This is a genomic window from Halopenitus malekzadehii (genome assembly GCF_900108505.1).
Taxonomy (GTDB): domain Archaea; phylum Halobacteriota; class Halobacteria; order Halobacteriales; family Haloferacaceae; genus Halopenitus; species Halopenitus malekzadehii.
This window is the reverse complement of sequence record NZ_FNWU01000001.1, coordinates 929,640-953,311: the sequence shown is the minus strand read 5'-3', so window position 1 is coordinate 953,311 and position 23,672 is coordinate 929,640. Positions and strand designations below refer to the sequence as shown.

22 protein-coding genes are annotated in these 23,672 nt (G+C 66.2%); 13 read left to right on the top strand and 9 right to left on the bottom strand.

Translation table 11 applies throughout. The features are described from left to right. Positions 1–577 precede the first annotated feature (577 nt). The 5 genes from BLW38_RS04715 to BLW38_RS04690 form a co-directional block, all read right to left on the bottom strand. Positions 578–2,020, bottom strand: a complete 1,443-nt coding sequence (locus tag BLW38_RS04715; RefSeq protein ID WP_177167436.1) for a dihydrolipoyl dehydrogenase — start codon at positions 2,018–2,020, stop codon at positions 578–580. A gap of 235 nt (positions 2,021–2,255) precedes the next feature. Continuing rightward, complete coding sequence (locus BLW38_RS04710) at positions 2,256–2,648, bottom strand: winged helix-turn-helix transcriptional regulator (RefSeq protein WP_092814952.1); 393 nt, start codon at positions 2,646–2,648, stop codon at positions 2,256–2,258. A 355-nt stretch (positions 2,649–3,003) separates the two neighbouring features. After that, the gene (locus BLW38_RS04700; RefSeq protein ID WP_092814949.1) at positions 3,004–4,308 is read right to left on the bottom strand and encodes a dicarboxylate/amino acid:cation symporter; all 1,305 of its coding nucleotides are present in this window, start codon (positions 4,306–4,308) and stop codon (positions 3,004–3,006) included. Positions 4,309–4,438: 130 nt separating this feature from the next. Further along, entirely contained in the window at positions 4,439–5,968 is a 1,530-nt protein-coding gene (locus tag BLW38_RS04695) for a small ribosomal subunit Rsm22 family protein (protein WP_092814946.1), read from the bottom strand. 19 nt (positions 5,969–5,987) lie between these two features. Continuing rightward, entirely contained in the window at positions 5,988–6,776 is a 789-nt protein-coding gene (locus tag BLW38_RS04690) for an NAD(P)-binding domain-containing protein (protein WP_092814943.1), read from the bottom strand. Positions 6,777–6,901: 125 nt separating this feature from the next. On the opposite strand from BLW38_RS04690, the gene BLW38_RS04685 reads away from it, so the two are divergent. Beyond that, positions 6,902–7,369: a hypothetical protein gene (locus BLW38_RS04685; RefSeq protein WP_092814940.1), complete on the top strand. Its 468-nt coding sequence runs from the start codon at positions 6,902–6,904 to the stop codon at positions 7,367–7,369. Positions 7,370–7,688: 319 nt separating this feature from the next. Here BLW38_RS04685 and BLW38_RS04680 read toward each other — a convergent pair whose 3' ends face one another. After that, complete coding sequence (locus tag BLW38_RS04680; protein ID WP_092814937.1) at positions 7,689–8,480, bottom strand: IclR family transcriptional regulator; 792 nt, start codon at positions 8,478–8,480, stop codon at positions 7,689–7,691. 278 nt (positions 8,481–8,758) lie between these two features. Here BLW38_RS04680 and BLW38_RS04675 point away from each other — a divergent pair, with 278 nt between their 5' ends. From BLW38_RS04675 to BLW38_RS04665, 3 genes are read left to right on the top strand one after another with little or no spacing between them, the layout of a single operon-like run. Continuing rightward, positions 8,759–9,868, top strand: a complete 1,110-nt coding sequence (locus BLW38_RS04675) for an amidohydrolase family protein (protein ID WP_092814934.1) — start codon at positions 8,759–8,761, stop codon at positions 9,866–9,868. A gap of 4 nt (positions 9,869–9,872) precedes the next feature. Next, positions 9,873–10,283 (top strand): Rieske (2Fe-2S) protein, encoded by a 411-nt coding sequence (locus tag BLW38_RS04670; RefSeq protein ID WP_092814931.1) that lies wholly within the window; start codon positions 9,873–9,875, stop codon positions 10,281–10,283. A 39-nt stretch (positions 10,284–10,322) separates the two neighbouring features. Further along, a complete protein-coding gene (locus tag BLW38_RS04665; RefSeq protein ID WP_092814927.1) occupies positions 10,323–10,715 on the top strand; it encodes a hypothetical protein in 393 nt (130 codons plus the stop codon). Positions 10,716–10,841: 126 nt separating this feature from the next. On the opposite strand, the gene BLW38_RS04660 is transcribed toward BLW38_RS04665, so the two are convergent. Continuing rightward, entirely contained in the window at positions 10,842–12,164 is a 1,323-nt protein-coding gene (locus BLW38_RS04660; protein WP_092814924.1) for a class-III pyridoxal-phosphate-dependent aminotransferase, read from the bottom strand. Between the two features lie 138 nt (positions 12,165–12,302). Here BLW38_RS04660 and BLW38_RS04655 point away from each other — a divergent pair, with 138 nt between their 5' ends. Together BLW38_RS04655 and BLW38_RS04650 are read left to right on the top strand one after the other, a co-directional pair. Continuing rightward, positions 12,303–13,553 (top strand): ArgE/DapE family deacylase, encoded by a 1,251-nt coding sequence (locus BLW38_RS04655; RefSeq protein WP_092814922.1) that lies wholly within the window; start codon positions 12,303–12,305, stop codon positions 13,551–13,553. 100 nt (positions 13,554–13,653) lie between these two features. After that, complete coding sequence (locus BLW38_RS04650; RefSeq protein WP_021074329.1) at positions 13,654–13,938, top strand: DUF7545 family protein; 285 nt, start codon at positions 13,654–13,656, stop codon at positions 13,936–13,938. Positions 13,939–14,127: 189 nt separating this feature from the next. On the opposite strand, the gene BLW38_RS04645 is transcribed toward BLW38_RS04650, so the two are convergent. Beyond that, complete coding sequence (locus tag BLW38_RS04645; RefSeq protein ID WP_092814919.1) at positions 14,128–15,069, bottom strand: alpha/beta fold hydrolase; 942 nt, start codon at positions 15,067–15,069, stop codon at positions 14,128–14,130. Positions 15,070–15,189: 120 nt separating this feature from the next. On the opposite strand from BLW38_RS04645, the gene BLW38_RS04640 reads away from it, so the two are divergent. From BLW38_RS04640 to BLW38_RS04610, 7 genes are all read left to right on the top strand, one after another. After that, complete coding sequence (locus tag BLW38_RS04640; RefSeq protein ID WP_177167423.1) at positions 15,190–16,110, top strand: hypothetical protein; 921 nt, start codon at positions 15,190–15,192, stop codon at positions 16,108–16,110. Further along, entirely contained in the window at positions 16,107–17,573 is a 1,467-nt protein-coding gene (locus BLW38_RS04635) for a hypothetical protein (protein ID WP_143040795.1), read from the top strand. The genes BLW38_RS04640 and BLW38_RS04635 overlap by 4 nt, the downstream gene beginning before the upstream one ends. A gap of 166 nt (positions 17,574–17,739) precedes the next feature. After that, the gene (locus BLW38_RS04630) at positions 17,740–18,831 is read left to right on the top strand and encodes a metal ABC transporter substrate-binding protein (RefSeq protein ID WP_092814913.1); all 1,092 of its coding nucleotides are present in this window, start codon (positions 17,740–17,742) and stop codon (positions 18,829–18,831) included. Beyond that, positions 18,828–19,568, top strand: a complete 741-nt coding sequence (locus BLW38_RS04625) for a metal ABC transporter ATP-binding protein (RefSeq protein ID WP_092814910.1) — start codon at positions 18,828–18,830, stop codon at positions 19,566–19,568. Before BLW38_RS04630 ends, BLW38_RS04625 begins: the two co-directional genes overlap by 4 nt. A gap of 2 nt (positions 19,569–19,570) precedes the next feature. After that, positions 19,571–20,617, top strand: a complete 1,047-nt coding sequence (locus BLW38_RS04620) for a metal ABC transporter permease (RefSeq protein ID WP_092814907.1) — start codon at positions 19,571–19,573, stop codon at positions 20,615–20,617. A 104-nt stretch (positions 20,618–20,721) separates the two neighbouring features. Continuing rightward, entirely contained in the window at positions 20,722–21,483 is a 762-nt protein-coding gene (locus tag BLW38_RS04615; protein ID WP_092814904.1) for an IclR family transcriptional regulator, read from the top strand. Between the two features lie 523 nt (positions 21,484–22,006). Next, positions 22,007–22,330, top strand: a complete 324-nt coding sequence (locus BLW38_RS04610) for a hypothetical protein (RefSeq protein ID WP_092814901.1) — start codon at positions 22,007–22,009, stop codon at positions 22,328–22,330. 35 nt (positions 22,331–22,365) lie between these two features. On the opposite strand, the gene BLW38_RS04605 is transcribed toward BLW38_RS04610, so the two are convergent. Next, on the bottom strand, positions 22,366–23,595 hold the full coding sequence (locus BLW38_RS04605) for an FAD-dependent monooxygenase (protein WP_092814898.1): 1,230 nt from the start codon (positions 23,593–23,595) through the stop codon (positions 22,366–22,368). Positions 23,596–23,672 lie beyond the last annotated feature (77 nt).

The window sequence follows — 23,672 nt, the reverse complement described above, 5'->3', positions numbered from 1 at the left end:
CGACGTTCGTCCCGCCGAACAGCAGCCCCGAGATGCTGCCGACACCGAGCATCCCGACTCGCGTTTGACCGAACGTCCCCGATCCCACCTGACGACCATTCAGGAAGGGGAATCCGTCGCTGAGCCGTCGCGACGCAGCCGAGAGTCACGACGAGGGCGAACCCGAAGCCAGCCAGTCCGTTCGTCATTCCGGCGATCAGAATAACGAGCGTCATCAGCGCGACTATCATCCCGCCGACACCCGAGACCATTTGTCAACGTCCGTGAGTTGTTCGTACAGGACGGGAAGTGTGCCGTAGCTGATGGCGTTTCGAACCAGGATCTCGATCGTCGTGTCTTCGTCAGTTCCGTGCACCGTCTGGGTGCCGAAGCCGAACTCGATGGACGGGAACCCCTCTCCGTCTTTGGTGAGACAGGTCAGATCGTCAGTGAGCCCCGATTCTCTGGAAAAGCGATTGGGAAACCTGTCCGTCGTTCTGAAGACACTCTTCGACAGCGAGTCTCTCGATCGGCATTGCCTCTCGATTCGGCATCGAACCCGGTCGATGAGGCCGCGATACGATCAACAGAGCCGTCATCAGTGTGAGTGGCTGTGACTGTGCTCTCTATCACCCCGAGAAAACTGTCCGGAGAACGCACGCTGGACGACTTCGGAGAGCGCCGGATGGATGTGGACCGACTCCCGAACGCCTTGTACCGTCCCCGAGCCTGCCTTCATCGCCACGACGACCTCCTGAATGAGGTCGGGCGCTTCGGGGCCGATGATGTGACAGCCGAGGATCTCGCCGTCGAGGTCGATGAGGACCTTCACGAACCCGTTTGCCTTCATTGCATCACCGCGTGCGGTGTCTTCGTAACGATACGTGTTGACTGCGTACTCTCGACCCTCCTCTTGGAGCTCTTCCTCGCGGACGCCGACGCCGGCGACTTCCGGGGAGGCGAAGACGGCGGACGGCATCGCCGTGTAGTCGACGGGCCGTAATTCGTCTCCAAACATGTTGCGTGCGACTGCCTGCGCCTCGTGGTTCGCGCTGTGTTTCAGGAGGTACTCGCCGACGATGTCGCCGAGCGCCCACACGCCGTCGGCAGTGGTTCGGAGGTAGTCGTCCGTTTCGACGAACCCCCGGTCGTCCGTTTCGACTCCCGTCGCATCGAGAGTGAGCAGATCCGTGTTCGGCCTGCGACCTGCGGCAACGAGCAGTTCATCCCCGGTTACGGTCACGGACTCTTCGTCAGTGACGCCGCCGTCGGGACCGTATTCGTACGGATGCGCCTCGACGGTGACTGTTCCACCGGTCTCCGAAACTGCGGTGGCTGTGTGACCGGTGTGGACGGTGAATCTCTCGGCGTAGCGCTCGGTGAACGCTTTTGCGACCTCCTCATCGGCTTCCGGCAGTAGATTTGGACGGCGTCCGATGATCGTCACGTCGCTCCCGAACGTCCCGAAGAAGTGCCCGAGTTCGGCAGCGATATACCCCCCGCCAACGATGACCAGATGATCAGGGAGCGTCTCAATCTGGAGAGCCTCAGTGCTCGTGAGGTAGTTCACGTCCTCGATCCCGTCGATATTCGGGATCGACGGCCGGGTACCAGCCGCGATGAGGATCGTCTCTGCTCGAAGCTGTACTCCTTCGTCGTCGCCGTCGACGAGTTCGACCGTCCGTTCGTCCACGAACCGCCCTGTGCCCTCGAACAGCGTATGCTGGGAGGACGACCGCAGACCGCGACGAATCGACTCCGCATCTGCGGTCACCTCTTCGGTCACCTCCCTGATGATGTCGTCGAACGCAACGTCGGATACGGTTGCGTCGATGTGGAACTCGTCGGCGCGTTCGATCGTTTCGAGGACGTCGGCGTGATACAGCAGCATCTTTGAGGGAATGCAACCCCGGTTGAGACACGTCCCACCGAGTGGGCCCTTTTCGACGATGGCGACGGACTGCCCCTGATTCGTCGCGACGTTCGCGACATCGAGCCCGGATCCCGACCCGATAATCAAACCCGTCCATACAGGTACTATTCGGCCCCGCCTTATGAAATCCCAGTTACGGGAGAGAGATTCATCCCCGCCCTACTCGCGTCCGGTGATCGTTCGTTGAGTGCGGGGTATTCTCGCCTCAATTCTGATCAACTTCAGCGAACCGTGTCCTCACTGGGGAATCCGAGGTGCTCGAAGAGATCTCGCGACACCACCGAAAAACACGACAGCGACGGTGAATACAAGAGAGACGATGAGCGACCGGGAATCCGAGGGATCACACGATCGACGAGTTCCTGTCGTCCGATTCCGTAATGTGTTCTAACCCCCAATCTCGCATAGCGTAGATGACTGGTTTGAGTGATTCACCGTGATCGGTGAGCGAATACCGGACGCGGACTGGCTTCTCGCTGATGATCTCGCGGTCAACGAGCTGTTTCTCGCCGAGATCGTCCAAACTGTCGGAGAGCACTTTACTCGAGATTCCATCCACGTTCTCTTTAAGTTCGTTGAAGCCGCTCGGACCATGTTCGAGGAGTCGATGAACGATAACGGGATGCCACTTCTTGCCGATGAGTGTTGCGGTAGTCGTAACCGGACACCACTCTTCGCCAGCACACCACACCTCGAGTTTGTCGATCGCGTCGGTTTGCTCGGTTCTGTCGGACATGATCGACTATTGAGTATCTAACACTATAACAGTTACTGAGAGATACTAGATTATAGATGGTAACCGTATTATGAAACGTGCTGTGATGGAACTTGATACACCGCGGAGATGGATCCCACGTGATAATTCCCCCGTCGTCCTGGGCTGCTCCGATCCCCCTACCGTGAACGTGGCCCTCCTCCGCCGTCGCCAGACGCTTCACGACGTCGTCGGTCGGTGAGTACTTCGAAGCCGTTCTCAACGGCGTCGCGGAGCCGGCAGAGCGTGTCGATGACGGCGTTCTCTTCAACGGTCTCTCTCACCGAGTCCCACACAACGCTCTCAGGGTTCAGGAAGTCGATCTGTGGGTCGGTGATCAGTCCTCGGCCGGCGCCGCGTCGCCGACGGCGGTCGCCCCGTCGGCCCAGACGCCGGTCGTGAAGTCGATCGCGTCGTTCCACTTGCCGACGACCGTCGACACCGCCAGATCGCCCGTGACGTTGTTCATCGTGGCGATTCGGCCGAGGATCGGGTCGACGCCGGCCACGAACCCGACCACGGTGAGCGGGAGGCCGACCTGGGTCAACACGACCGTGAGCATCACGATCCCGGCACCCGGAACGCCGGCGGTGCCGATGCTGATGAGCACGGCGACGATCAACACGAGGACCTGTTCGGTCAGCGCGAGCGGCTGGCCGACCACGTTGGCGGCAAAGACGACCGTGATCGCCTGGCGGATCGCCGCGCCGTCCATATTCGCGGTCGCGCCCACCGGCAGCGCGAACGAGTAGACGCGCTCGTCGATCCGGAGGTCCTCCTCGGCGTTCGTCATCGTCACCGGGAGCGTCCCGCTTGAGGACCGGGTTGCGAAGGCGGTCACCATCGCGTCCTTGGCGCCCCGCAGGAAGGCGACCGGCGAGACGTCCGAGACGACCGTCATCAACAATCCGAGGTAGGTGACCACGATGTGGATGAGGACCGCGATCGCGACCGCGAGCACGAGTTCGCCCAGCGAGGAGAAGACGCCGACGCCCTCGGTGCCGATCCCGGCCGCCATCAGCGCGAAGACGCCGATGACGCCGTATTCGAGCACGCTGCGAACGACGACGAACATCGCCTCCGCGCCGACCTCGAAGGCCTCGAACAGCGAATCGACGCTCTCGGCGTATTCGGGTTTGTTCGCCCGGACGTAGGTCAACGCGATCCCGAAGACGATGGCGAAAAAGACCGTGCCGAGCAGGTTCCCCTCGGCCATCGCCGTCACGGGGTTGTTCGGCACGATTCCGAGGACGACCTCGGTCAGCGACGGCGGCGCCTGTGACTCGGCCTCACCGGCGACGAACTCCACCCCGCGACCGGGCTGGAGGACGTTCGCGACCGCGAGCCCGATCACGCCGGCGACCGTCGTCGTGACCGCGTACAGCGCGACCGTCGCGCCGCCGATCCGGCCCAGCCGTGCCGGCGAAAGCTGCCGGATCCCCGTCAGCAGGGTGAAGACGATGATCGGGACCACGAGCATGTTGAGCAGCCGGAGGAACAGGTCGCCGAGCGGCTGGACGACGGCCATCCGTTCGCCGAAGGCGATCCCCGCGGCTGACCCGATCACGAACGCGACCGCGATCCGATAGATCAATCCAACCGATCGATACCGCTTCCACAGTGATGCGAGCGACCCGGCCATATCCGATCGGTGCGGACTCCGGCTTAAAGGGACACGCATCTCGTTAGATCGTGCGGCTATCGCCGACGCCGACCCCGCTGTGGACCGTGTCTCAGGCGGTTTTCCGCCGGTCAGGGTTCTCCCCGGTCGATCAGGGTGCCACCAGATCGACCACGGTCCCGTCGTCGACGACGAGGTTGTACGCCTCCTCGTCGCCGTTCCAGAGCACGAGCACGTTTTCGACCGACAGGACGGCGCCGTAGCCGGCCGTACACAGCGTGTCGTTCAGCGAGGTTTCGCGCGTACACACCGCGTAGTGGTCGACGGTTTCGGAACCGTCGCTCACCTTGAACAGGGGGTTGCCGCCGTCGGCGAGGTCGTGGCTCAGCTTGACACACAGCAGGTCGACCCGGTCGGTGACGTGTGTCTCGCTGTCGGCCATCCGGAGGTGTCGCTCGGGATCCGCGCGGACGTCGACGCGGCGCGTGCCGTCGGTGCGGAGGATCGCGTCGGCGAACTGGACGTCGACGTTGACGAACTCACCCGGCTCGTCCGTGGGGCCGCGGTCGGCTGCCTCGTCGAGGCGGGCCTGGAACGGCGGAACCGCCAGGTCGGGCCGAACGTCGAAGGACCAGCCGCGGTCGTCCGGCTCCGCGTCCGGCCAGAGGCGGAGCGTCGGGCTGTAGACAGTCACGTCCCGGTTCGGGGACGCGTCGGCGCCGTCCTCATCGCCCGCCGACTCGCCGACGACGGCGCGTTCGATCTCCCGAAGCCCGGTGGCGGTGTTCCGGTCGGCTGGCGCGAGTGCGACGATCGACCCGTCGTCCGCCAGGACGTCGAGGGCGGCCGTCACGACGGCAACCGGGTCCGCAAGCTCCGAGAGGACGTTCCCGAACAGGACGAGGTCATAGGTGTCCCCGTTCGCGTGCTGGTCCGTGTCCGCTCGGTCCGCCTCGTCTCCGTTCCTGTCCCTCGCGTTCTTCTTCTTCTCACTCTCGAGTCCGAGGAATGACTCGGCGGTCTCACGCCGGATCGTCGACCGGAAGCTCGGACGCGTTTCGTCGAGCATCGTCTCCAGAACGTCGGCGGCCGGGCTCGGCTCGATCGCGGTGTACTCCACGACGGCGTCCGCCGGAAGGACGTCGTGGAGTCCCAGCGCCGGACCGCCCACGCCCGCGCCGACGTCGAGGACGCGCAGACGCCGGTCGAGTAGGCCGTTCTCGATCAGGTCCGCCAGGACGTACCCGATCACGGCGTAGTAATCCGGGAGGTGATAGATCGCGTACCCGAGCGCCGCGGTCCGGTCGTACTCGACCGGGTTCTCGTGGTAGTAGTCGCGTTTGAGCCGCCGGATCGCCGCCCGGAGCTCGTCGCCGGCGTCCCCGACGTGCCAGTTCGCGCCGTACTCCCCGACCAGCTCGTCCTCGAGGGCGCGGGCGTACGGCTCCGGAAACGCCTCGGGACCCCATTCCGGATCCGGAACCGGATCCGAATCGACCGGGACGAACGTCCCGTCCTCGCGCTCGCGGAGCCCGAGGTCGTAGGACGCCTCCCGCAGCGTTTGCCGAACCACCGCCGGATGTGCGCCGCCCGAGACGTAGTCGGCGACCTCCCCGGGATCGATCGGGCGCACGTTCCGGAGGTACTTCGCACTATCCCTGACGGCCTGCTCGTCGATCATCGGTATCGGTTTCTCCTCATCACTCGTGTCGCTCCCGTTCGGTTCCCTCACCGCGGGCGTGCTCGTACAGCTCGGCGAACGCCGACGCGTCAGCCTCGGCGATCTCCCGCGCCGCATCGGCGACGTCGTCGGCGCCGTCAAAGGCGCGCTGGATCTCGGCGTAGACCTCGGGCGCGCCCTCGGTGACGGTGTCGGCGAGGTCCTCGAGGCCGGCCGAGACCGGGGTGTGGAACTCCTCGCGGACGTCCGCGCCCGCCAGCCGCCACGCCAGGATGGCGGCGTGGGCGCCCGCCTGCACGGTCTCCATCGCCTCGTCGTGTTCCGCGGGTGTGGTCTCGAAGACGTCGTTTCCGCCCGCCTCGATCGCCTCGAGCACCGCCGTCACGCGCGGTCCGTCCCGGTCGACGACGGCCGCCACGTTCCCCGGCACGCGGGGCGGCGCGAAGAGCGGGTGCAGGCTGGCGCGTTCGACGTCCGGATCGAGGTGGTCACGCATCGCCGCGATCGGTTCCGCCATCGCGCCGGAGACGTCGATCATCGCGCCCTCGGCCACGTCGGCGTAGGCCGCCACGGCGTCCGGGACCGCGGAGATCGGTACGGCCAGACAGACCACCTCGAAGCCGTCCGCCGTCGCCGTCACCGCGGACGCCTCGAGGGCTCGTGCGTCGCGGTCCGCCGCGGCATCACGCGCGCGTTCGACGTCGAGGTCGGTGAACGAGACGGCGGGCTCCGTGATCGCCTCGGCGGACGCCACCGTATCGGCGATCCACCGCCCCATTTCCCCGGCGCCGACGACGAGCAGTTCCATCGGTTATCACCGGTTTCGGCGGCAACGGTTAAAGGAATTCGCTCGACCGGCGGGTCGGTGGTGAGAGGGTGTCCACGTGTCAGTGCCGGGAAACATATTCCAACTTGACCTGCAAAGACAAGTGTATGGTTCCCACTCGTCGGCAGTTCCTCCTTGCAGGTACAGGCGGACTCACCGCGCTTGCCGGGTGTTCAGCTCTTTCCGACCCGGAGCAGCCCCTTCTGCTCGCGGTCAACAACTATTCTGACTCACATCATCAGGGCTATGTTCGCATTGAAGCCGACGGCACGGAGATAGTTCACCAGTATGTGGAGGTTGCTGCTGCGACTGATCCCGACGCAGGGGTGACAGTCGAGACGAAGATCGCGCTCGGTGAGATGCCCACTAATACGTCTCTCGACGTGACAGCGTCGTTCGGTGACGGCTTGAAAGCAACCGGCCAGCACACGCTGGATTGTTCCGGCGAGTACACCGGTGACGCCATCTACGTACAAATCGAGAACGAGACGCCTGTTAACGTCCGATTGAACCTTGCTTGTTATGACGAGTTTCCATCAAGCGAAGCAGTGCAGAGTGGACTCGATCAATCATAGCCAGGTGCTATACACACCAACTTAGCGATCAGTATCGGTGGGACAGGTATCGACGCCACGCATCCACGACCGGAGTGAGTGGTTCACCGACGTCTCGGCCTTTGACCTCGACGTCGGACTTTTTGGTCCAGATTTTTCGAGGAGCGGTGTGCGAGCGAAGCGAGCACACCCGACGAAGAAAAAGGTGGATGTGCAGGGCGTTCAAACGGATGATCCGGCTGGAAAAGGAGGAAAATAAACGTCGTGGAGCGTTCCACGTTCATAAGTAATACAAATATAATACTAAGTATCTAAAATTTAATATATAAATGCCCAGGATTCACGAGTGCGCCAGGTTCAACTCGAACTCGTTGACGACGCTCCGGAGGAGGTCCGGGATGTCGGTCTCGAACCGGTCGCCGCTGATCCGGTGGGTCGGTCCCGCGACCGCGAAGGCGCCGAGGACGTCGCCGTCGGGATCGGTCACCGGAACCGCGACCGCGCGGAGGCCCTCGGTGCTCTCCTCGCTGTTGAGCGCGACGCCGCGCTCGCGTGTCGCGCGGATCTCCTCGAACAGCTCCTCGCGGTCGGTGATCGTGTGGGGCGTCGCCGCCGGCAGCCCGCGGCGATCGATCAGCTCCGCGATCCACTGGTCGGACCGGCGCGCGAGGATCGCCTTCCCGGCGGCGGTCTGGTGGGGATGGAACCGGCGCCCGACCCGGCCCCGCGAGTAGACGCCGCCGTGGCTCACCTCGCGGTACACGACCACCGCGTGGCCCCGCTCCTCGACCGCGAACTGTGCGCTCTCGCCGGTCTCGTCCGCCAGCTCGCGGAGTTTGTGTTTGATCTGCGCCGACCCGGGTATTCGTGATCGAACGTGTGCGCCGAGATCGAGGTAGCGAAGCCCGAGCGCGTACTCGTCGCCGTCCTTGGTCACGAAGTCGTGTTTGGCCAACGATCGGAGATGCTTGTGGACCGAGCTCTTCGAAAGCCCGGTCGCGTCGGCCAGCTCCGTGACGCCGGCGCCGTCGAGGTCCTGCAGGGCTGTCACGATGGCGAACGAGGTGTCGATGCTCCCGATCGTTGATCCATCGCTTTCGGGCCCTACTCCGCCTGGTTTCCACTCGTTCATCGATATTAGGTATGTCGTCCGGGATCAGTAAAGATTTCGGATCGAGAAACGAAAATCAAGTCTGTTTCTCAAGAGGACACACGATCGAGGGCGGCCGGAATGGATTCTCGCCGAACGGGACGGAATCCCGTTCGCGATTTTCGCCCGGTCATCGGGTCCGTTCGTGGGGTTGAGTATTCGATCAGCTCCCGATTTCGGCTGTTTCACAGCCTCGATCGGCGTTTCTCGATCCCTAATCCGATCCGGGTATAAATACGTCCCCGACGACGGATCGATCGATGGCTTCGGCAACACCCGATCAGGTCCGGTCGCTCGACGATCTCGGGACGATCGTCGACACGGACTTTCACCTGACTGAACGGCAGGAGGACATCTTCCCGTACCTCGAGAGCCCGTTCGACGAGATGCTCACGTCCGCTAGCGGCGACGATTACGGCTACCTCGGCCGGGTCTACCCGGCCACCGGAATGGTCTACTCGGTGACGATGGGGAAGGCCGACTCCGAGACGGTTCGGACGCGCGAGGACGTCCTCGCCGGCAAGGAGTTCATCGGCTGGGATGCGGCGATCGCGACGCCGACCCAGAACCTCTATCTGGGGGCGGTCCACCACGACGACCTCGCCGCCGGGCTCGCGACCGCCTACAACAACTGGCTGCTCGACGAGATCGTGGACACGGACGAGGGCATCTATGGGGCGGCAGTCGTCGCGCCCCAAAAGCCCGTCAAGGCCGCCGAGGAGGTCGATCGCCGCGCCGACGAGGACGGGATCGCCGCCGTGATGATCCCGAGCGGCTCGGTCGATCCCACGCTCGGGAACGAGCGGTATTACCCCCTCTACGAGGCCTGCGAACGCGCCGGGCTCCCGATCAAGATGCACAACGCCGGCGGGACGATGATGACCCGGTTCCCGTCGACGTGGAAGTCGATGTCACGGGCACTCCCGGTGCACGTGACCTCGCACAACATGATGCACCAGACGAATCTCGCGGACATGTTGACCCAGGGCGTCCCCGTGCGCTTCCCCGACCTCGAGTTCGTGGTGCAGGAGTCCGGACTCGGGTGGTATCCCTACTTCATGCGCCGGATGGACCACGACTATATGGGCGCGAAGTGGGATGCCCCGATGCTCGAGAAGCTCCCCAGCGAGTACCTCGACGACCAGTTCTACCTCACGAGTCAGCCGGTCGAGGGCGCCGACGACCCGCAGTACCTCAACGCGGTGATGCGGCTCTTCGACGGGGACGAGAACCTCATGTTCTCCTCGGATTACCCCCACTTCGACTTCGACGACACCGACGCGCTGTTGCGCATCCTCCGGTCGGAGTTCGACGGGCAGGCGCTCCGGAACGTCTACGGCGAGACCGCGACCGAGGTCTACGACTTGTAAACCGATGACGGACCACACACCCACTTCGACCGGCACGGACGAACCGATCGAGGCGGATGAGCATACCGACCGCCATCGCGTGGCGGCCGCGGTGGACCTCCCGCCGGGTGACCGCGTCGTCGTCGACGTCGAGGGACGCGAAGTCGCCGTGTTCAACGTCGACGGCGAGTACCATGCCCTCTCGAACTACTGTCCCCACCAGGGCGGCCCCGCCTGTGAGGGGCTGGTGAGCGGAACGCTCGAGGTCGACGGGGACGACGAGCTGGTCTGGGATCGCGCCGGCGAGATCGTCGCGTGTCCCTGGCACGGCTGGGAGTTCGACGTGACTGACGGCCACCACACCGCAAGCGATCGCTACCGGCTCCCGGTCTACGAGGCCTACGCCGAGGACGGCGACGTCTATATCGAACTGTGATGGCGGGTGGTCATTCATATTTGATATACATCATATAGTATGATCGAGAATCGATATATCGGGGCGTACGATCCGACCGACGAGGACCCGTATGCGGACGTCGACGTCGAGGAGCTGCCGTCCTGGTGGCGGAGCGCGATCACGGATCACGATCCGGATCACGGCCCGGTCGACGGCCCGACCTACCTGCCGGCACGCTTCATAGACGGAACGATCGTACAGCCGGTGATCGATCGTCTCGAGACGGCGTACGACGTCGACGTCACGCTCGTCGGGGTCGGCGTTCGCCACGGCGATCCGTGGACGGTTCGGGTCGGCGGTCGGGACGTCGCGACGGTGGGTCGGGAGCGAACGCGCGCGGGCGAGACGCGCTACGGTATCACGGCCGATCGGTTCGAGGCGATCGTCGCGGACGCGATCGAGACGGGGTAGCTGCGGCGGTCGGCTGGGCGGGACGATCTCGACGGCCGACCGGGCGAGACGACCGCGGCGGTCTGCAAGGCGAGACGATCGCGGCGATCGATGAAGGGGAACGGGTGTAGCGGTCAGTCCGATCGACTAGGCGGTCGCGTCTGCTGCGACGTCCTCGATTGCGTCGTCGAGCAGGTCGACCGCGATGTCGAGTTCGCGCTCGCGGACGTCGAGCGGCGGGAGAAGCCGGAGGGTCGTGTGGCCACAGCCCAGCGTGAGCAGCCCGCGCTGGAGCGCCGCGTCGATCACGGCCTCGCGTCGTTGCTTGGTGTCGAACTCGATCGCGGTCATCAGCCCGAGCCCGCGCGCGTCGACGACGGTTTCGGGATGTGCCGCCCGGAGCTCGGTGAGTTGATCGAGGAACCGGTCGCCCATCCGTTCCGCGTGTGAGAGCAGGTCGTGCTCGCGGATCACGCCGAGGGTCACCGCGCCCTGGATCGAGGCGATGACGTCGCCGGCGCCCCACGTCGAGGAGAGCCGGCTCGTCTCGTCGGGGAAGATCTCCGACCGGGAGACCGTGGCGCCGACGCGCAATCCCTTCGCGCTCGTAATGACGTCCGGCTCGAACGCGTAGTGGTCGGACGCCCACAGTTTCCCCGTCCGGCCGAGCCCCGACTGGATCTCGTCGGCGATGATCGGGATGTCGTGGTCGGCACACAGATCGTTCACCTCGCGCATAAACGCCGCGCTCGGGATCCGGTATCCCCCCTCACCCTGCACCGGCTCCAGGATCAGGAACGCGACCTGGTCGGCCGGGATGTGCCCGGTTTCGGGATCGAGCGTCTCGCGCAGGTGCCGCACGCCCGCAAGGCTATGCGGGACGTCGTGGACCCCGGCAATCTCCGGGAACTTCCGTCGGTGGACGGACTTCGATCGGTTCAGCGACAGGGCGCCAAGGGTTCGCCCGTGGAAGGCGCCCTCGAAGGTGATCCCGTATTTCGGGGTTGCGCAGTGGTCGTAGCAGATCTTCATCGCGTTCTCGACCGCCTCGGCGCCGGAGTTCGAGAGGAAGACCGTGTCCATCCCGTAGTGGTCGGTGACGTCGACGAGCCGGTCCATCAGGTGTGCGGGACCCGGAAGGTCGGGGTCGGCGGGCGACCCGCCGGTACTCACGTAGAAGTCCTGGCCCGCGATCTTCAACGGGTCCACGAGGTCGAACTCGCGGAGCTCGTCCATGATCAGCGGGTTGTTGTATCCGAGCGGGGCGGCGGCGACGTGGCTGGTGAAATCCAGGAGGACGTTCCCGTCCGGGTCGGTACAGAAGGGTCCGACCGCGTCCTCGGTGACGTCCCACACGAAGTCGTACACGTACGTGCTCGGCGCCGCGGACTCCCGATGGAACTCGGCCCACTCGCTCGCCTTCGGGCCCGGGAACTGCCCCACGCTCGGTTCGGCCGTCTCTCGTTGCATACGTCGATCTACTCGGTCACGATATTTAAGAGGGGACTCCGTCACCGTCCGACCGTTCCATCCCTGCCATAGTCTCTGCCACGGTCACCACAGTCCCCGTCGAAACGGTTATGCTGCGAGCTTTGAAACCGCTACCCGATGCGGAACCGCCACGATGACCTGCGCGAGACGATCGAGACGCTCGTGTCGTACCCGAGCGTCCCCGGTGAGGAGGAAGGGGTACAGCGGTGGCTGGCCGGCACGCTGGAGTCGCTCGGGTTCGAGACCTATGAGTGGGAGCCCGACCCCGAGGTCCTGGCGGCCCACGAGTCGTTCCCCGCGATCGAGACGCTGGATCTCGCGGACCGTCCGAGCGTCGCTGGCGTCCTCGAGCTCGGCGATCCGGACGCCGGCCCGACGGTCGTCCTGAACGGCCACGCGGACGTGGTCCCGGTCACCGAGTCCGACTGGACGAGCGACCCGTTCACGGTTCGGGCCGACGGGGACACGCTCTACGGCCGCGGGGTGCTCGACATGAAGAGCGGCCTCGCGCTGAACGTCTTCGCGGCGCGGGCGGTCGCGGACCGTGCCGTCGAGTCCGAGGACCTGGACGGCCGGATCGTGGTCGAGAGCGTGGCCGGCGAGGAGGAGGGCGGCATCGGCGCGGCCGTCGCCGCCCGGCGAAACCCCTACCCCTTCGAGCGTGACGCCGCGATCGTCACCGAGCCGAGCAGCTTCGACGCGGTCGTCGCCGCGGAGGGGTCCCTGATGATGCAGCTGCACATCTTCGGCAAGTCCGCACACGCCGCCCAGACCTGGGAGGGAGAGTCGGTGTTGCCCCACTTCGAGCGCATCCGGCGGGCGTTTCTGGACCTCGAGGCTGAGCGCTGTGACCGGGTCACCCATCCCCTGTATGCGGACTACGAGACGCCGTGGCCGGTCAACTTTGGGACGGTGGAAGCCGGCAACTGGGCCTCGAGCGTACCGGCCGAACTCACGGCGGAGATCCGGATCGGCGTCGCGCCTCACGAGACGGTGGCGGCGGTCGAAGCCGAGTTCCGCGACCGGCTGCAGGCGGTCGTCGACGACGACGCGTGGCTGCGCGAGCACCCGCCCGAGTTCGAGCGGTTCTCGGTACAGTTTGAGGGGTCGGAAATCGATCCCGAGGAGCCGATCGTCGACGCCGTCCGGTCGGCCGCAGCCGACCACGGGGTCGAGGCACCGGTCGCGGGATTCACCGGCGGAACGGACGCGCGACACTTCATCGACGCGGGGATACCGGCGGTCGTCTTCGGTCCCGGCGATCTCGCGACCGCCCATCAGCCCGACGAGCGGATCGCCTGGAGCGACGTGCAAACCGGACGGTCGATCGTCGCCGACGCCGTGGAACGGTTCTTGCGGGGTCACTGAACGAGCGGCGGTCGGGTCCTCGGGGGAAGACGTCACGTCGGGGACGGTGCCCCCGACCGAACATCCACAGACCCTTACGTGCTGCCGGCCAGATGCACGTATGGCAGCCACCGAGACGTACACGGTAACCGGACCGGATGGCGACGAGGACACCGTCGAGCTCCCCGCGGGGCTCGTCGACCTGATGGCCGACCAGGGTGAACAGCCGACGCGCGTCGTGACCGACGTGCTGGTGCAGGTGATGGCCCAGCAGGCCCACGCGTTCGCACACCACGCCGAGGGCGAGGTTCCCGAGGACATCCGCGAGATCAACGAGACCGCCGAGGAACTGTTCGAGGAGCGGTTCGGGCAGTCGCTCGAGGACGCGCTCGGCCACTCGCATTAATTCCGGACGCCGGGGATCGACGCGTTCGAGATCGTTCGGATCGGGACCGTTTTTCTATATCGTCCGCCCACCGATTCGGTGCCGAGGGAGCAACGATGGCTGACGCGGACCCCACGAGTGAGACGAATCATCGGTCGAACTGGCGGCTGTGCCGAGTTCGACTGCCACTCACAAGCGCTCGACCGCCATTCACGGGGACGCCGCCTGCTCGCAGAGGGCGGTCGGTCCCGCTCGCGTGAGGGTTCGGAGATGGTCGGCTCCCTCCAGTACCCGGATCTCGGCGGTCGCAAGCGCCTGCGAGAACCGGCGAACGTCGGCGATCGATGCGTTCGTGTCCGTGTCCCCGTGTCGGAACCACACGTCGATCCCCTCCTCGGCGAGCCGCTCGAGGGGGAGATCCCACTCGGCCGCGGTGGTTCGGAACTCGGTCACGGCCCCGGATCGGGAGCGATCGACCGCCTCGAGCAGGTCCGCCTTCACGATCGTCGCGACGTCGTCGGGAACCGGCTCGTCGACGGCGTCGGATGTGTATCGCGATGTCGCGGCGGCCGGCGATCGTCGCTCGACGACCCACGCGTCCGCTTGGAGGACTGAGCCGAGCACCGACGATGCCCGCCGCGCCAGTCCCGCGAGCAGCCGGGGTGCGCGCGACCGCGAATCGGAGAACCGAGGGGGTGCGATCCCGGCGATCACGTCCACCCGATCGACCCGATCGGGGTGGGTGGCCGCGGTCGCGAGCGCGTGGGCGCTCCCGCCGGAAAACCCGACGAGTCCCGCGGTCTCGATCCCGACCGCGTCGAGCACCGCGATCGCGTTCGCCCCGGCGTCGCGAACCGTCCGGTCGGGCTGCGGGTCGGACCGACCGTACCCGGGTCTGTCGAACGCGATGAGCCGAATCCCGTGTTCCGTGGCTGCCGGCTCGAGGAGCGTGGCGAGCAGGCGTGACCCCGGCGTCCCGTGGAAGAATAGCACCGGCGTTCCGCCCGGATCGCCGTATTCGGCGTGTGCGATCCGCCGGTTGCCGTCCACGAGAACGGTCCCGGCGTCCGCTTTCGTCGCTGTTCCGGTCGATGGCGTTGACGACGCCGCTGGTACCGTCGCCGATCGCGGTGGGGAGGGCTGCGTCGGCATCGATCCGGAGGCTACGGTCTGCCAGGTTGAAATCGGTGCCGGAACGGCTCGGGTCCGCCGGCCATACTGCAGGGGCGGAAGCACAACCCCTTTGCCGCTCTCCCGTCGAACTCCGCCGGTATGTCCCCGTCGCGACGCCGCCTCCTCCGGCACGCGCTCTCCGGCATCGCACTCGGGGTCGGAACCGCGGGTTGTCTCGACGCCTCCGACCCCGGATCGACGCCGGATCCTCCAAGCGGCCCGGATCCGAGCACCGGAACCGAAACCGACCCGCCCGTTCGAACGCCCCGAAACCCCGGCGGCCAGTCCGTCCTTCGGGAGGCTTCCGCCACCGAAACCGCGTCGACCGGCAGTCCAGCCGAAACCGGAACCGGAAGCACCTCACGGCCCGCCGCCGGCCCACCCGCCGGCGCGGTCCCTGGAGCCATCCGACAGGAACTCATCGTCGACGCCGACCGCGTCGCCGAGCTCGCGTTCGCGGATGGCGTACCCGCCGAGGCCGCCGCGTCGGCGCGGTCGTTCCTCACGGCGACCGACTTCGAGACGCAGTCGGTGTTCTTCAGGACGCTCGGGATCGAGTCCTGCAAGCGGTATCGGATCCACTCGGTCTCCTGGGAGGGGGACCACGTCGAGTTCGAGTACTGCCGTGAGCTCCGACCTCCCGACCGGTCGTGTACGGCTGACACGTGGGATGCGGTCGGGCTGTTCATCCGGCTCCCGGTCACCTTTCGCTCGCCCACGGCACTGTCCGGTTCCGGCGCCAGCGGCCGGTCCCCGTGTCGTGACGTCGACACGACGTACGATCGCCTCGACGCGAACGCCACCGTCGAGGGATCCCCGGTCGTCGTCGACTCCGATGCCGACTCCACCGACCGCAGTCCGACTGGCTCCGACCCGACCGACTCCGCGACCGTGACCGTGGGAACGTCCACCACTACGGGGACGCCCGACGCGTCCAATTCGCTTGACGCGTCCGAGACGTCCGGCGCGTCCGATGCGCCCAACCTATCCAGCGTATCCGACGGAGGTGACGGCTCGTGACCGCTCCGGATCGATCGCGCCGCTCCGTGCTTTCCGGGATCGGGTCCGCAGCGATCGGGGCGCTCTGTGCCGCCGGATCAACCTCGATCGCCGGCTGTACCGAGCGATCGAACCGGTCCGTCTGGGACGACCCGCCGGAGTTCGATCCGGCGGGGCTGGGATCGGTTCGGGAGGCGTCGGCCCCCGATCGTCCCGCGCTCGTGCCGGTCCCCTTCGATCCCGACGTCGCCGACCGGTTTCGAGACCGGACGCGATCGCTGCTGGCCCCGATCCCCGATCCACTGTCCGCCGACACGCTGCCGAACGGCGCGGTTAGGGGCCGGATCCGTGAGAAACGGGCCGCGGCTCGCTCGGCGCTGGCCGACCACGAGCGACTGCGCGAGCGTCGCTCGCCGCCGCCAGCGCTCTCGGTCACGGACCGACTTGTGGCTGCTCGCGGACACGCTGCGGAGGCGGTCGGCACGTGGGCGGCGGTCACCGATCGCGGGGCGCCAGGGGATGTGACGCGGTCCGTGGACGCGACCCTCGCGACGATCGAGACGTTTGGCGGGACGCTGCCGGGGCCGGCACGGACCGTTCACGAGGGGGTCGCCGTCTATGGGGCGATCGAACGCTGGCTCGACGTGGCGCGGCGATCGACGCTCGTTCCCGGCACCGATGCGGTCGCGGGGGCCGCGAACCCGCTCCGAACCGGGTCGATCGTCGGCGACATCGAGACCGTCCAAGCGCGGATCGACGCCGGTCGTCACCTTCGGGATCGGTACGCCGCGCTCCCCGCCGTGGCCGAGGACGGTTCGTCCGACGGCGTGTCTGCGGACGCGGTCGAAACGGCCATCGTGGACGCCCTCGAGACGCTCGCGCCTCGGGTCGAGGACCGACTTCTCGAACTCCACGGGGCCGACGCGCCCGAGGAGCTCGAGCATCCGATCCGCTATCCGGATTCGGACGTCTACCGTGAGCAGTCATCGCTCCCCCGGGATGCGCCGAGCGTTCGGCTCCTCTCGCGGCGGATGGGCGAGTTCTTCGACGACGCACGGTTCGACCCGATCGCGTTGCCGGGCTTCTCGACGACCCATCCCGCGACCCGGCTGCGACGGACCCACCGGACCCTCGCCCATCTCGAGGCGTTCGACGTGCTGGGCGAGCATCTGGCGGCCGGCGAACCGTTCCTGCCGGCGGACGGCGCCGAAATACGCTCGGCACGTGAAGACGCGATCAACGCGATCGAGTCGAGCGCGTCGTCCGAAGCACCGCTGGATCGGTGGCTGGCTCGCCGCCTGGTTGGAAGCCTCGATCGGGCGGATGAGCGCCTGGCCGACGCGACCGAGACGCGCGTCGACGCCGATCCCTCCACGGACGGTCTCCGGCCGATCACCGACGTCTACGCGGAGTACCGGTGGATCGGGACCCTCGCAGGAACCGTTCCGGGTGCGACCGCGACCGTCGCGGACGCGCTCACGTGATCGCCATCCCCGTTGCTTCGTCGATGCTGACCTCGCGCGTGTGCTTCGTCGACGCCGACGATGGCAACCGGCCGAAGACGAACGCGTCGACCGACGCGATCGGTTATTATTAACTCTAACCTAGAAAATAATAACTCTCTTAAGCGAAGACGCCGTACCGGGAGGTATGACACACACACGACGCGACCTCCTGACGGGGGCTGCGGGCGTGCTTGCGGCGTCCGCCACCGCCGGATGTACCGGTCAGCTCCGTCAGATCGCCGGCGAGCGCGAGCTTGAGGAGGGTGGATACGCCGCCTTCTTCACCCTGTCCGACTTCGCGAGTCACGTCGGTGGTGAGACGTTTCCCATCGAGAACCCGATCCCGGCGGGGACGATGGGCCACGCCTACGAGGCCGGCCCGGAGCTGGCCACCGAGGTGGCCTCCCACGAACTGTTCGTCTACCTCGACATCGAGGGGTTCCAGAACTGGGCACTGGATGCCGCCGCCACGATCGAACGGGACTATCCCGAGGTCGAACTGGTCGACGCCCTCGACGGGATCGACCTGCTCGCGGCCGACGAGGATCACGCCCATAGTGACGGCGAGGATCACGATGTCGACGGTACCCACGATGAATCCGGGACCGACCACGACGAAACCACCGATCACGACCACGACGAAACCACCGATCACGACCACGACGAAACCACCGATCACGGCGCCGCTGAGCGGGAGGGCGTGGATCCACATTACTGGACCGACCCGATCCGTGCATCACGGAGCGTCGAGAACGTCCGGGCGGGACTCGAGGCTGCGGATCCGGACACCGCCGACGCCTACGCCGAGAACGCCGAGGCGTACCGGAGCCGGCTCGAGGACGTCGATCGAACGTTCGAGGAGGGGCTCGCCGATCGCACCCACGAGACGGTCGTCCTCGCGGGCCACAACTCCTACCGGTATCTCGCGGACCGGTACGGCTTCACCGTGCATTCCCCGCAGGGAGTCTCCCCGCACGCGGAACCGAGCCAGGATGAGATCTCGGCGACGATCGACCTCGTCGACCGCGAGGGGATCGACGTGATCCTCGCCGACCACTTCGGATCGAACGACCTGGCGAACACGATCGTCCGCGAATCGACCGCCTCGGAGGTGCGAGAGGTCTCGCCGGCGGAGGGAACGACCGCCGAATGGAACGACCGCGGCTGGGGCTACATCGAACAGCTGACCGAGATCACCCTGCCGGCCCTGCAAGCCGGGTTGGGAGTCGACGGATGAGCGCGGTCGCCGCCGCCCGAAACGTCACCTTCCGCTACGGCGACACCGTCGCGATCGAGGACGTCTCCCTCGAGGTCGAGGCGGGCGAGTTCCTCGGGCTCATCGGGCCGAACGGCTCCGGAAAGACGACGCTGTTGCATCTGTTGCTCGGACTCAAGGAGCCCGACTCGGGGTCGATCGAGCTGTTCGGCGAGCCGGTCGCGGACTTCGAGGACGGCGGCCGGATCGGCTACGTCGCCCAGCAGGCGACCCAGCAGGGGTCGACGATGCCAGTCACCGTCGAGGAGGTCGTCGAGATGGGCCGCTATCCGCACCGCGGTGCCAGTCGGCTCACCGACGAGGACCGGGAGATCGTCCGTGACGCGATGGCCCGAGTCGACGTCGACGACCTCCGGAACCGACGGATCAACGCGCTCTCGGGGGGCCAGCGCCAGCGTGCCTACATCGCCCGCGCGCTCGCCTCGAAGGCGGACCTGCTCGCCCTTGACGAGCCGACCGTCGGCGTCGACGCCGAGTCGCGGGACCGGTTTTACGGGCTCCTCGACGAGCTCAACGACGACGGGATCGCGATCATCCTGATCGAACACGACATCGGCGTCGTCACCGACCGTGCCGAGCGGATCGCCTGCGTCAACCGGGAGCTGTACCACCACGGTGATACCGAATCGTTCGTCGAAAGCGACGCGCTCGAGCGCGCCTACGGAGCGACCGGAACGGTCGTCCATCACCACCACTGACGATGCCATCATCACTACTGACGACGACCAGATCCATCACGCGGCGTCGGCTGTTGCAGGCGGCGATCGTCGGCGTCGCCGGCACGACCGTCCTCCTCCTGGCGTTTATGGTCAGCGACGGGCTCGCGTCGCTCGGCCTCCCCGGCGGCGGCCTCGCGGCGTACCTCGTCCTGGTCGGGCGGGCGCTCGGAGCGATCACGGGCCTCGAGCTGTTCAGCTTTCGGTTCGTCTGGTACTCGCTCGCCACCGGCGCGCTGATCGGGATCGTCGGCCCGGTCGTGGGGATCTTCATCGTCCACCGGGAGATGGCGCTGATCGGCGAGACGCTTGCACACACCGCCTTCGCGGGCGTCGCCGGCGGGTTGCTGATCGGGAGCGCGACCGGCTGGTCGGCGCCGCTGCTCGCCTCGGCGCTCGTCGCCGCCGTGATCGGTGCCCTCGCGGTCGAGTGGCTCGCCGAGCACGCCGCCGCCTACGGCGACGTCCCGATCGCGATCATGTTGACGGGGTCGTTCGCGCTCGGGACCATCATCATCTCCTGGGGCGGCGGGTTCTCCGGGCTCAACATCGAGGCGTTCCTCTTCGGCAACATCTCGTTCGTCCCGGTCGACGGCGCCTGGCTGATGGTCGTCGTCTCCGCGGTCGTCCTCGCGGCGGTCGGGTCGCGGTACAAACAGCTGCTGTACGTCACCTTCGACGAGCAGGCCGCCCGGGTCGCGAGGCTGAACGTCTCCGGATACAACCGGCTGCTCATCGTGCTCACGGCGATGGTCGTCGTGGGATCGATGCAGGTGCTCGGCGTCATCCTCGTCGCGGCGATGCTCGTCGTCCCCACCGCGGCGGCCTCCCAAGTCGCCACGAGCTTCCGGGAGGCGATGGCTCTCGCCGTGCTCGTCGGCGAAACCTCGGTGATTTCCGGGCTCCTGATCGGCTACGCCTACGGGATTCCCGCCGGCGGCACCATCGTCCTGATCGCGATCGCCTGGTACGTCCTCGCGGTGGTGCTTGCGGACCACGAGATCTCGCTGTCGGCACGGTCGGCGTCGTAGCGGGAGGTCGATTCCGCCGGCCGCGGTCGCAGCCACACGCCGAGAACGTTCGTTCTTCACGAGCGAACACAACGCTTTTTGGCGCTGCCCGCGGGGATTCGGCTATGACGGACGGCAACACAGGAACCGTGAAGTCGGTCGAGACGATGTTCGAGGTGATCGAGGTGCTCCGCAAGCGCGACGGCGCACGGGTGACGACGATCGCCGAGGAGCTCGGCCTCTCGAAGAGCGCGGTGCACAAACACCTGAGCACGCTCCGAAACCACCGGTTCGCGGTCCAGGAGGGCGACGAGTATCGGCTCGGGCTGGGGTTTTTCGGGTACGGCTCCTACGTCCGCACGCGGTACGACGTGTTCCGGAAGGCGAAGCCGCTGGTCCGCGAGTTGGCCGACGAGACCGGGGAGATGGTCTGGCTCATCACCGAGGAGAACGGCATGGGGATGTACCTCTTCGGCGACGGCGGCTCGCTCGACGTCAACGTCGACTCACTGGTCGGATCCTGGCGACACCTCCACCTCAACTCGGGCGGGAAGGCGATCCTCTCGCGGCTTCCCGAGGACCGCGTCGCCGACATCGTCGATCGACACGGACTCCCGCGACGCACCGAGGCCACGATCACCGATCCCGATGCCCTCTTCGACGAGCTCGAAACCGTCCGGGAACGCGGCTATGCGCTCAATCTCGCCGAGGACATGACCGGCATCCACGCCGTCGGCGTCCCGATCATCCACCGTGACCGCGTTCGCGGCGCGCTGTCGATCGCCGGAGCCGCGAACCGACTGACCGAGGAGCGACTCCACGAGGAGTACGCCGACCGCCTGCTCACCGCCGTCAACGACCTCGAGTTGAACCTCACCTATCGGTGAATCGATCGGCAGCCATATCGTTCGCTATTAAATAACTCCAAAAATAAAATAGAAAGTATATATTCTCATTAAAAAACGATGAGCAACATCAATTCCAATATTATTCAAATAAACGTGGGAATTTTTCGCTAATATCTGGGTAGAGATATATTCTATGTATTTCCTATAAGAGAACAAAATTCACCGATCGAATCGTCCCGCCCGCCATATTTATTACAAATATACTACTGTAATTACAATGGAATAACACGATCGGCGGGACCCGGATGGACGCGTCTCCGGGGTGAGCGGATGATGGACGACGCGTGATATGACACGAACCCATCGGAAGATCTGTTCTCCTTCAGAGAACTTTATAAGTATTGCGAGCGTCTCGCGGGCCATCGATCGTCGATCCGGACGCTTACCGGCCATCACGGCGTCGACAGCACCGCGAGATCTCGTTCCGGCGCTCCCCGTCGAACCACGGGCCGCGTTCGCGTCCACCGTAGGGATTTAGGTACCCGGGGATCGATCGATGGATATGGTCACCGGAGCCGACCTCGAGGACGCCGCCGAATCACGTACAGACCTGCCGGACGCCGACGAGGTGTACGACCGCGAGGAATCGATCCCGCTGTCGGCGCTGTTCGACGACGCGTTCGTCACGGAACACACCGACTTCGAGACGTTCGACGACCTGGTCGCGGCCAGCCCCTCGGAGGCGACGAGCGGCGCCGACCTCGGCGAGGTTTCAAGCGGCACCTGGGACGCGTTCGTCGCGGAACATACGGACTTCGCCGACGAGGAGACGTTCGTGATGGCCGCCCGCGATAACTGGGTCGCAAAGAAACTCGATCTCGAGTAGCTGACCGCGACCGGTCCATCCGTCGGGTGCCGTGATCAGTAGTTGCCCGTCGAGACGATCGGCGGGGTGCCGTGGGGGCCGTAGGGCGCGTCATCGAGCCACTCGCCGGCCGACTCGAAGTGGTCCGCCAGCGACGCGGCGGCCTCCTTGCGGAGGACGGTGACCGGATCGTCACCCTGGAGGTACTCGAGCGCCTGCCCGGCCGCGTTCAGGTTGAACTCGGCCGCCTTCTCACGGCGGGCGGCGTAGAGTTCGACCTCGTCGCGGGCGACGGCATCGGTCCGAGCGTCTACCGCGACCGCGATCGCGGAGGCTGCCTCGTCGGCGTCGGCGATCCCGGAGTTCATTCCGCGGGCGCCGAAGGGGGCAAGCAGGTGGGCCGCCTCCCCGGCCAGCAGCACGCGCCGGTGCTCGTCCACGAAGGAGTCCGCCATCACCTGCAGGAACTTGTAGGTCGACACCCAGGTGATGTGGTCGACGTACGCCTCGCCCATCACGTCGCGGACGAACTCGCGCATCCGTCCGTCCTCGGTGAGGGCTTCGGGATCGTCGTCCTCGAAACACTGGATGTCGAGCCGCCAACCGCCCTCGAACGGGACCAGCAGGACGTTTCGGCCGTCAGTCTCGGGGGCGTCGTAGTGGAACAATCGCTCCAGCGGCAGGGGGTCCTCGTCGGGGTCCTCGATGTCGGCGATGATGAAGGAGTTCTCGGACTGGTCGCCCTCGAAGTTCGCGCCGATCTCGTTGCGGACCTGTGAGCCGCCGCCGTCGGCGCCCACCAGGTACTCCCCGTTCCACTCGCGGCCGTCGGTCGTCTCGACGGTGACGCCGTCGCTCGAGGAGTCGACCGTGTCGACCTCGGCCTCCCAGTGAATGTCGATCCCGGCCTCCGCCACCGCCTCGTGCATGTACTCCTCGGTCACGACCTGCGGGAGGCTGGTGAAATGCGGAATGTCGCCGGACCCGCCCGGGGAGTCGTAGGTCCGCCGGAACACCTGCTTGCCGCGCCAGCGCGTGTGGCGGGTCGGCCAGACGAGCCCCTCATCGACGAGGTCGGTTCCGAGACCGGGGTGGATCCGTTCGAGCGTTCGCAGCGTCGATCCGTGCACGTAGATCGCCCGGCTTCCGGACCGATCGCGGTCTTCGGGGTCGCGTTCGAGGATCGTCGACTCGACGCCGCGGGCGTGCAGCGCCAGCGCCGTCGTCATCCCGACCGGCCCGGCGCCGGCGATCAACACCGGCGCGTCCGTGGTAGGTTCGCTCATATGGGACGTGTTCGCGTTACGCGACGAGCATCAAAGCGTTTGCGGTCCCGTCGTGAGTGCGGCCGGTCCCGTTCTCC

Excerpts from the sequence above, each read along its gene's own strand:
- BLW38_RS04615 (WP_092814904.1), top strand. The coding sequence starts at position 20,722 with ATGACGGACGGCAACACAGGAACCGTGAAGTCGGTCGAGACGATGTTC.
- BLW38_RS04660 (WP_092814924.1), bottom strand. The coding sequence starts at position 12,164 with ATGCAACGAGAGACGGCCGAACCGAGCGTGGGGCAGTTCCCGGGCCCG.
- BLW38_RS04695 (WP_092814946.1), bottom strand. The coding sequence starts at position 5,968 with ATGATCGACGAGCAGGCCGTCAGGGATAGTGCGAAGTACCTCCGGAAC.
- BLW38_RS04620 (WP_092814907.1), top strand. The coding sequence starts at position 19,571 with ATGCCATCATCACTACTGACGACGACCAGATCCATCACGCGGCGTCGG.
- BLW38_RS04670 (WP_092814931.1), top strand. The coding sequence starts at position 9,873 with ATGACGGACCACACACCCACTTCGACCGGCACGGACGAACCGATCGAG.
- BLW38_RS04675 (WP_092814934.1), top strand. The coding sequence starts at position 8,759 with ATGGCTTCGGCAACACCCGATCAGGTCCGGTCGCTCGACGATCTCGGG.
- BLW38_RS04645 (WP_092814919.1), bottom strand. The coding sequence starts at position 15,069 with ATGCCGACGCAGCCCTCCCCACCGCGATCGGCGACGGTACCAGCGGCG.
- BLW38_RS04605 (WP_092814898.1), bottom strand. The coding sequence starts at position 23,595 with ATGAGCGAACCTACCACGGACGCGCCGGTGTTGATCGCCGGCGCCGGG.
- BLW38_RS04665 (WP_092814927.1), top strand. The coding sequence starts at position 10,323 with ATGATCGAGAATCGATATATCGGGGCGTACGATCCGACCGACGAGGAC.
- BLW38_RS04710 (WP_092814952.1), bottom strand. The coding sequence starts at position 2,648 with ATGTCCGACAGAACCGAGCAAACCGACGCGATCGACAAACTCGAGGTG.
- BLW38_RS04700 (WP_092814949.1), bottom strand. The coding sequence starts at position 4,308 with ATGGCCGGGTCGCTCGCATCACTGTGGAAGCGGTATCGATCGGTTGGA.
- BLW38_RS04625 (WP_092814910.1), top strand. The coding sequence starts at position 18,828 with ATGAGCGCGGTCGCCGCCGCCCGAAACGTCACCTTCCGCTACGGCGAC.
- BLW38_RS04640 (WP_177167423.1), top strand. The coding sequence starts at position 15,190 with ATGTCCCCGTCGCGACGCCGCCTCCTCCGGCACGCGCTCTCCGGCATC.
- BLW38_RS04650 (WP_021074329.1), top strand. The coding sequence starts at position 13,654 with ATGGCAGCCACCGAGACGTACACGGTAACCGGACCGGATGGCGACGAG.
- BLW38_RS04630 (WP_092814913.1), top strand. The coding sequence starts at position 17,740 with ATGACACACACACGACGCGACCTCCTGACGGGGGCTGCGGGCGTGCTT.
- BLW38_RS04610 (WP_092814901.1), top strand. The coding sequence starts at position 22,007 with ATGGTCACCGGAGCCGACCTCGAGGACGCCGCCGAATCACGTACAGAC.
- BLW38_RS04685 (WP_092814940.1), top strand. The coding sequence starts at position 6,902 with ATGGTTCCCACTCGTCGGCAGTTCCTCCTTGCAGGTACAGGCGGACTC.
- BLW38_RS04655 (WP_092814922.1), top strand. The coding sequence starts at position 12,303 with ATGCGGAACCGCCACGATGACCTGCGCGAGACGATCGAGACGCTCGTG.
- BLW38_RS04690 (WP_092814943.1), bottom strand. The coding sequence starts at position 6,776 with ATGGAACTGCTCGTCGTCGGCGCCGGGGAAATGGGGCGGTGGATCGCC.
- BLW38_RS04680 (WP_092814937.1), bottom strand. The coding sequence starts at position 8,480 with ATGAACGAGTGGAAACCAGGCGGAGTAGGGCCCGAAAGCGATGGATCA.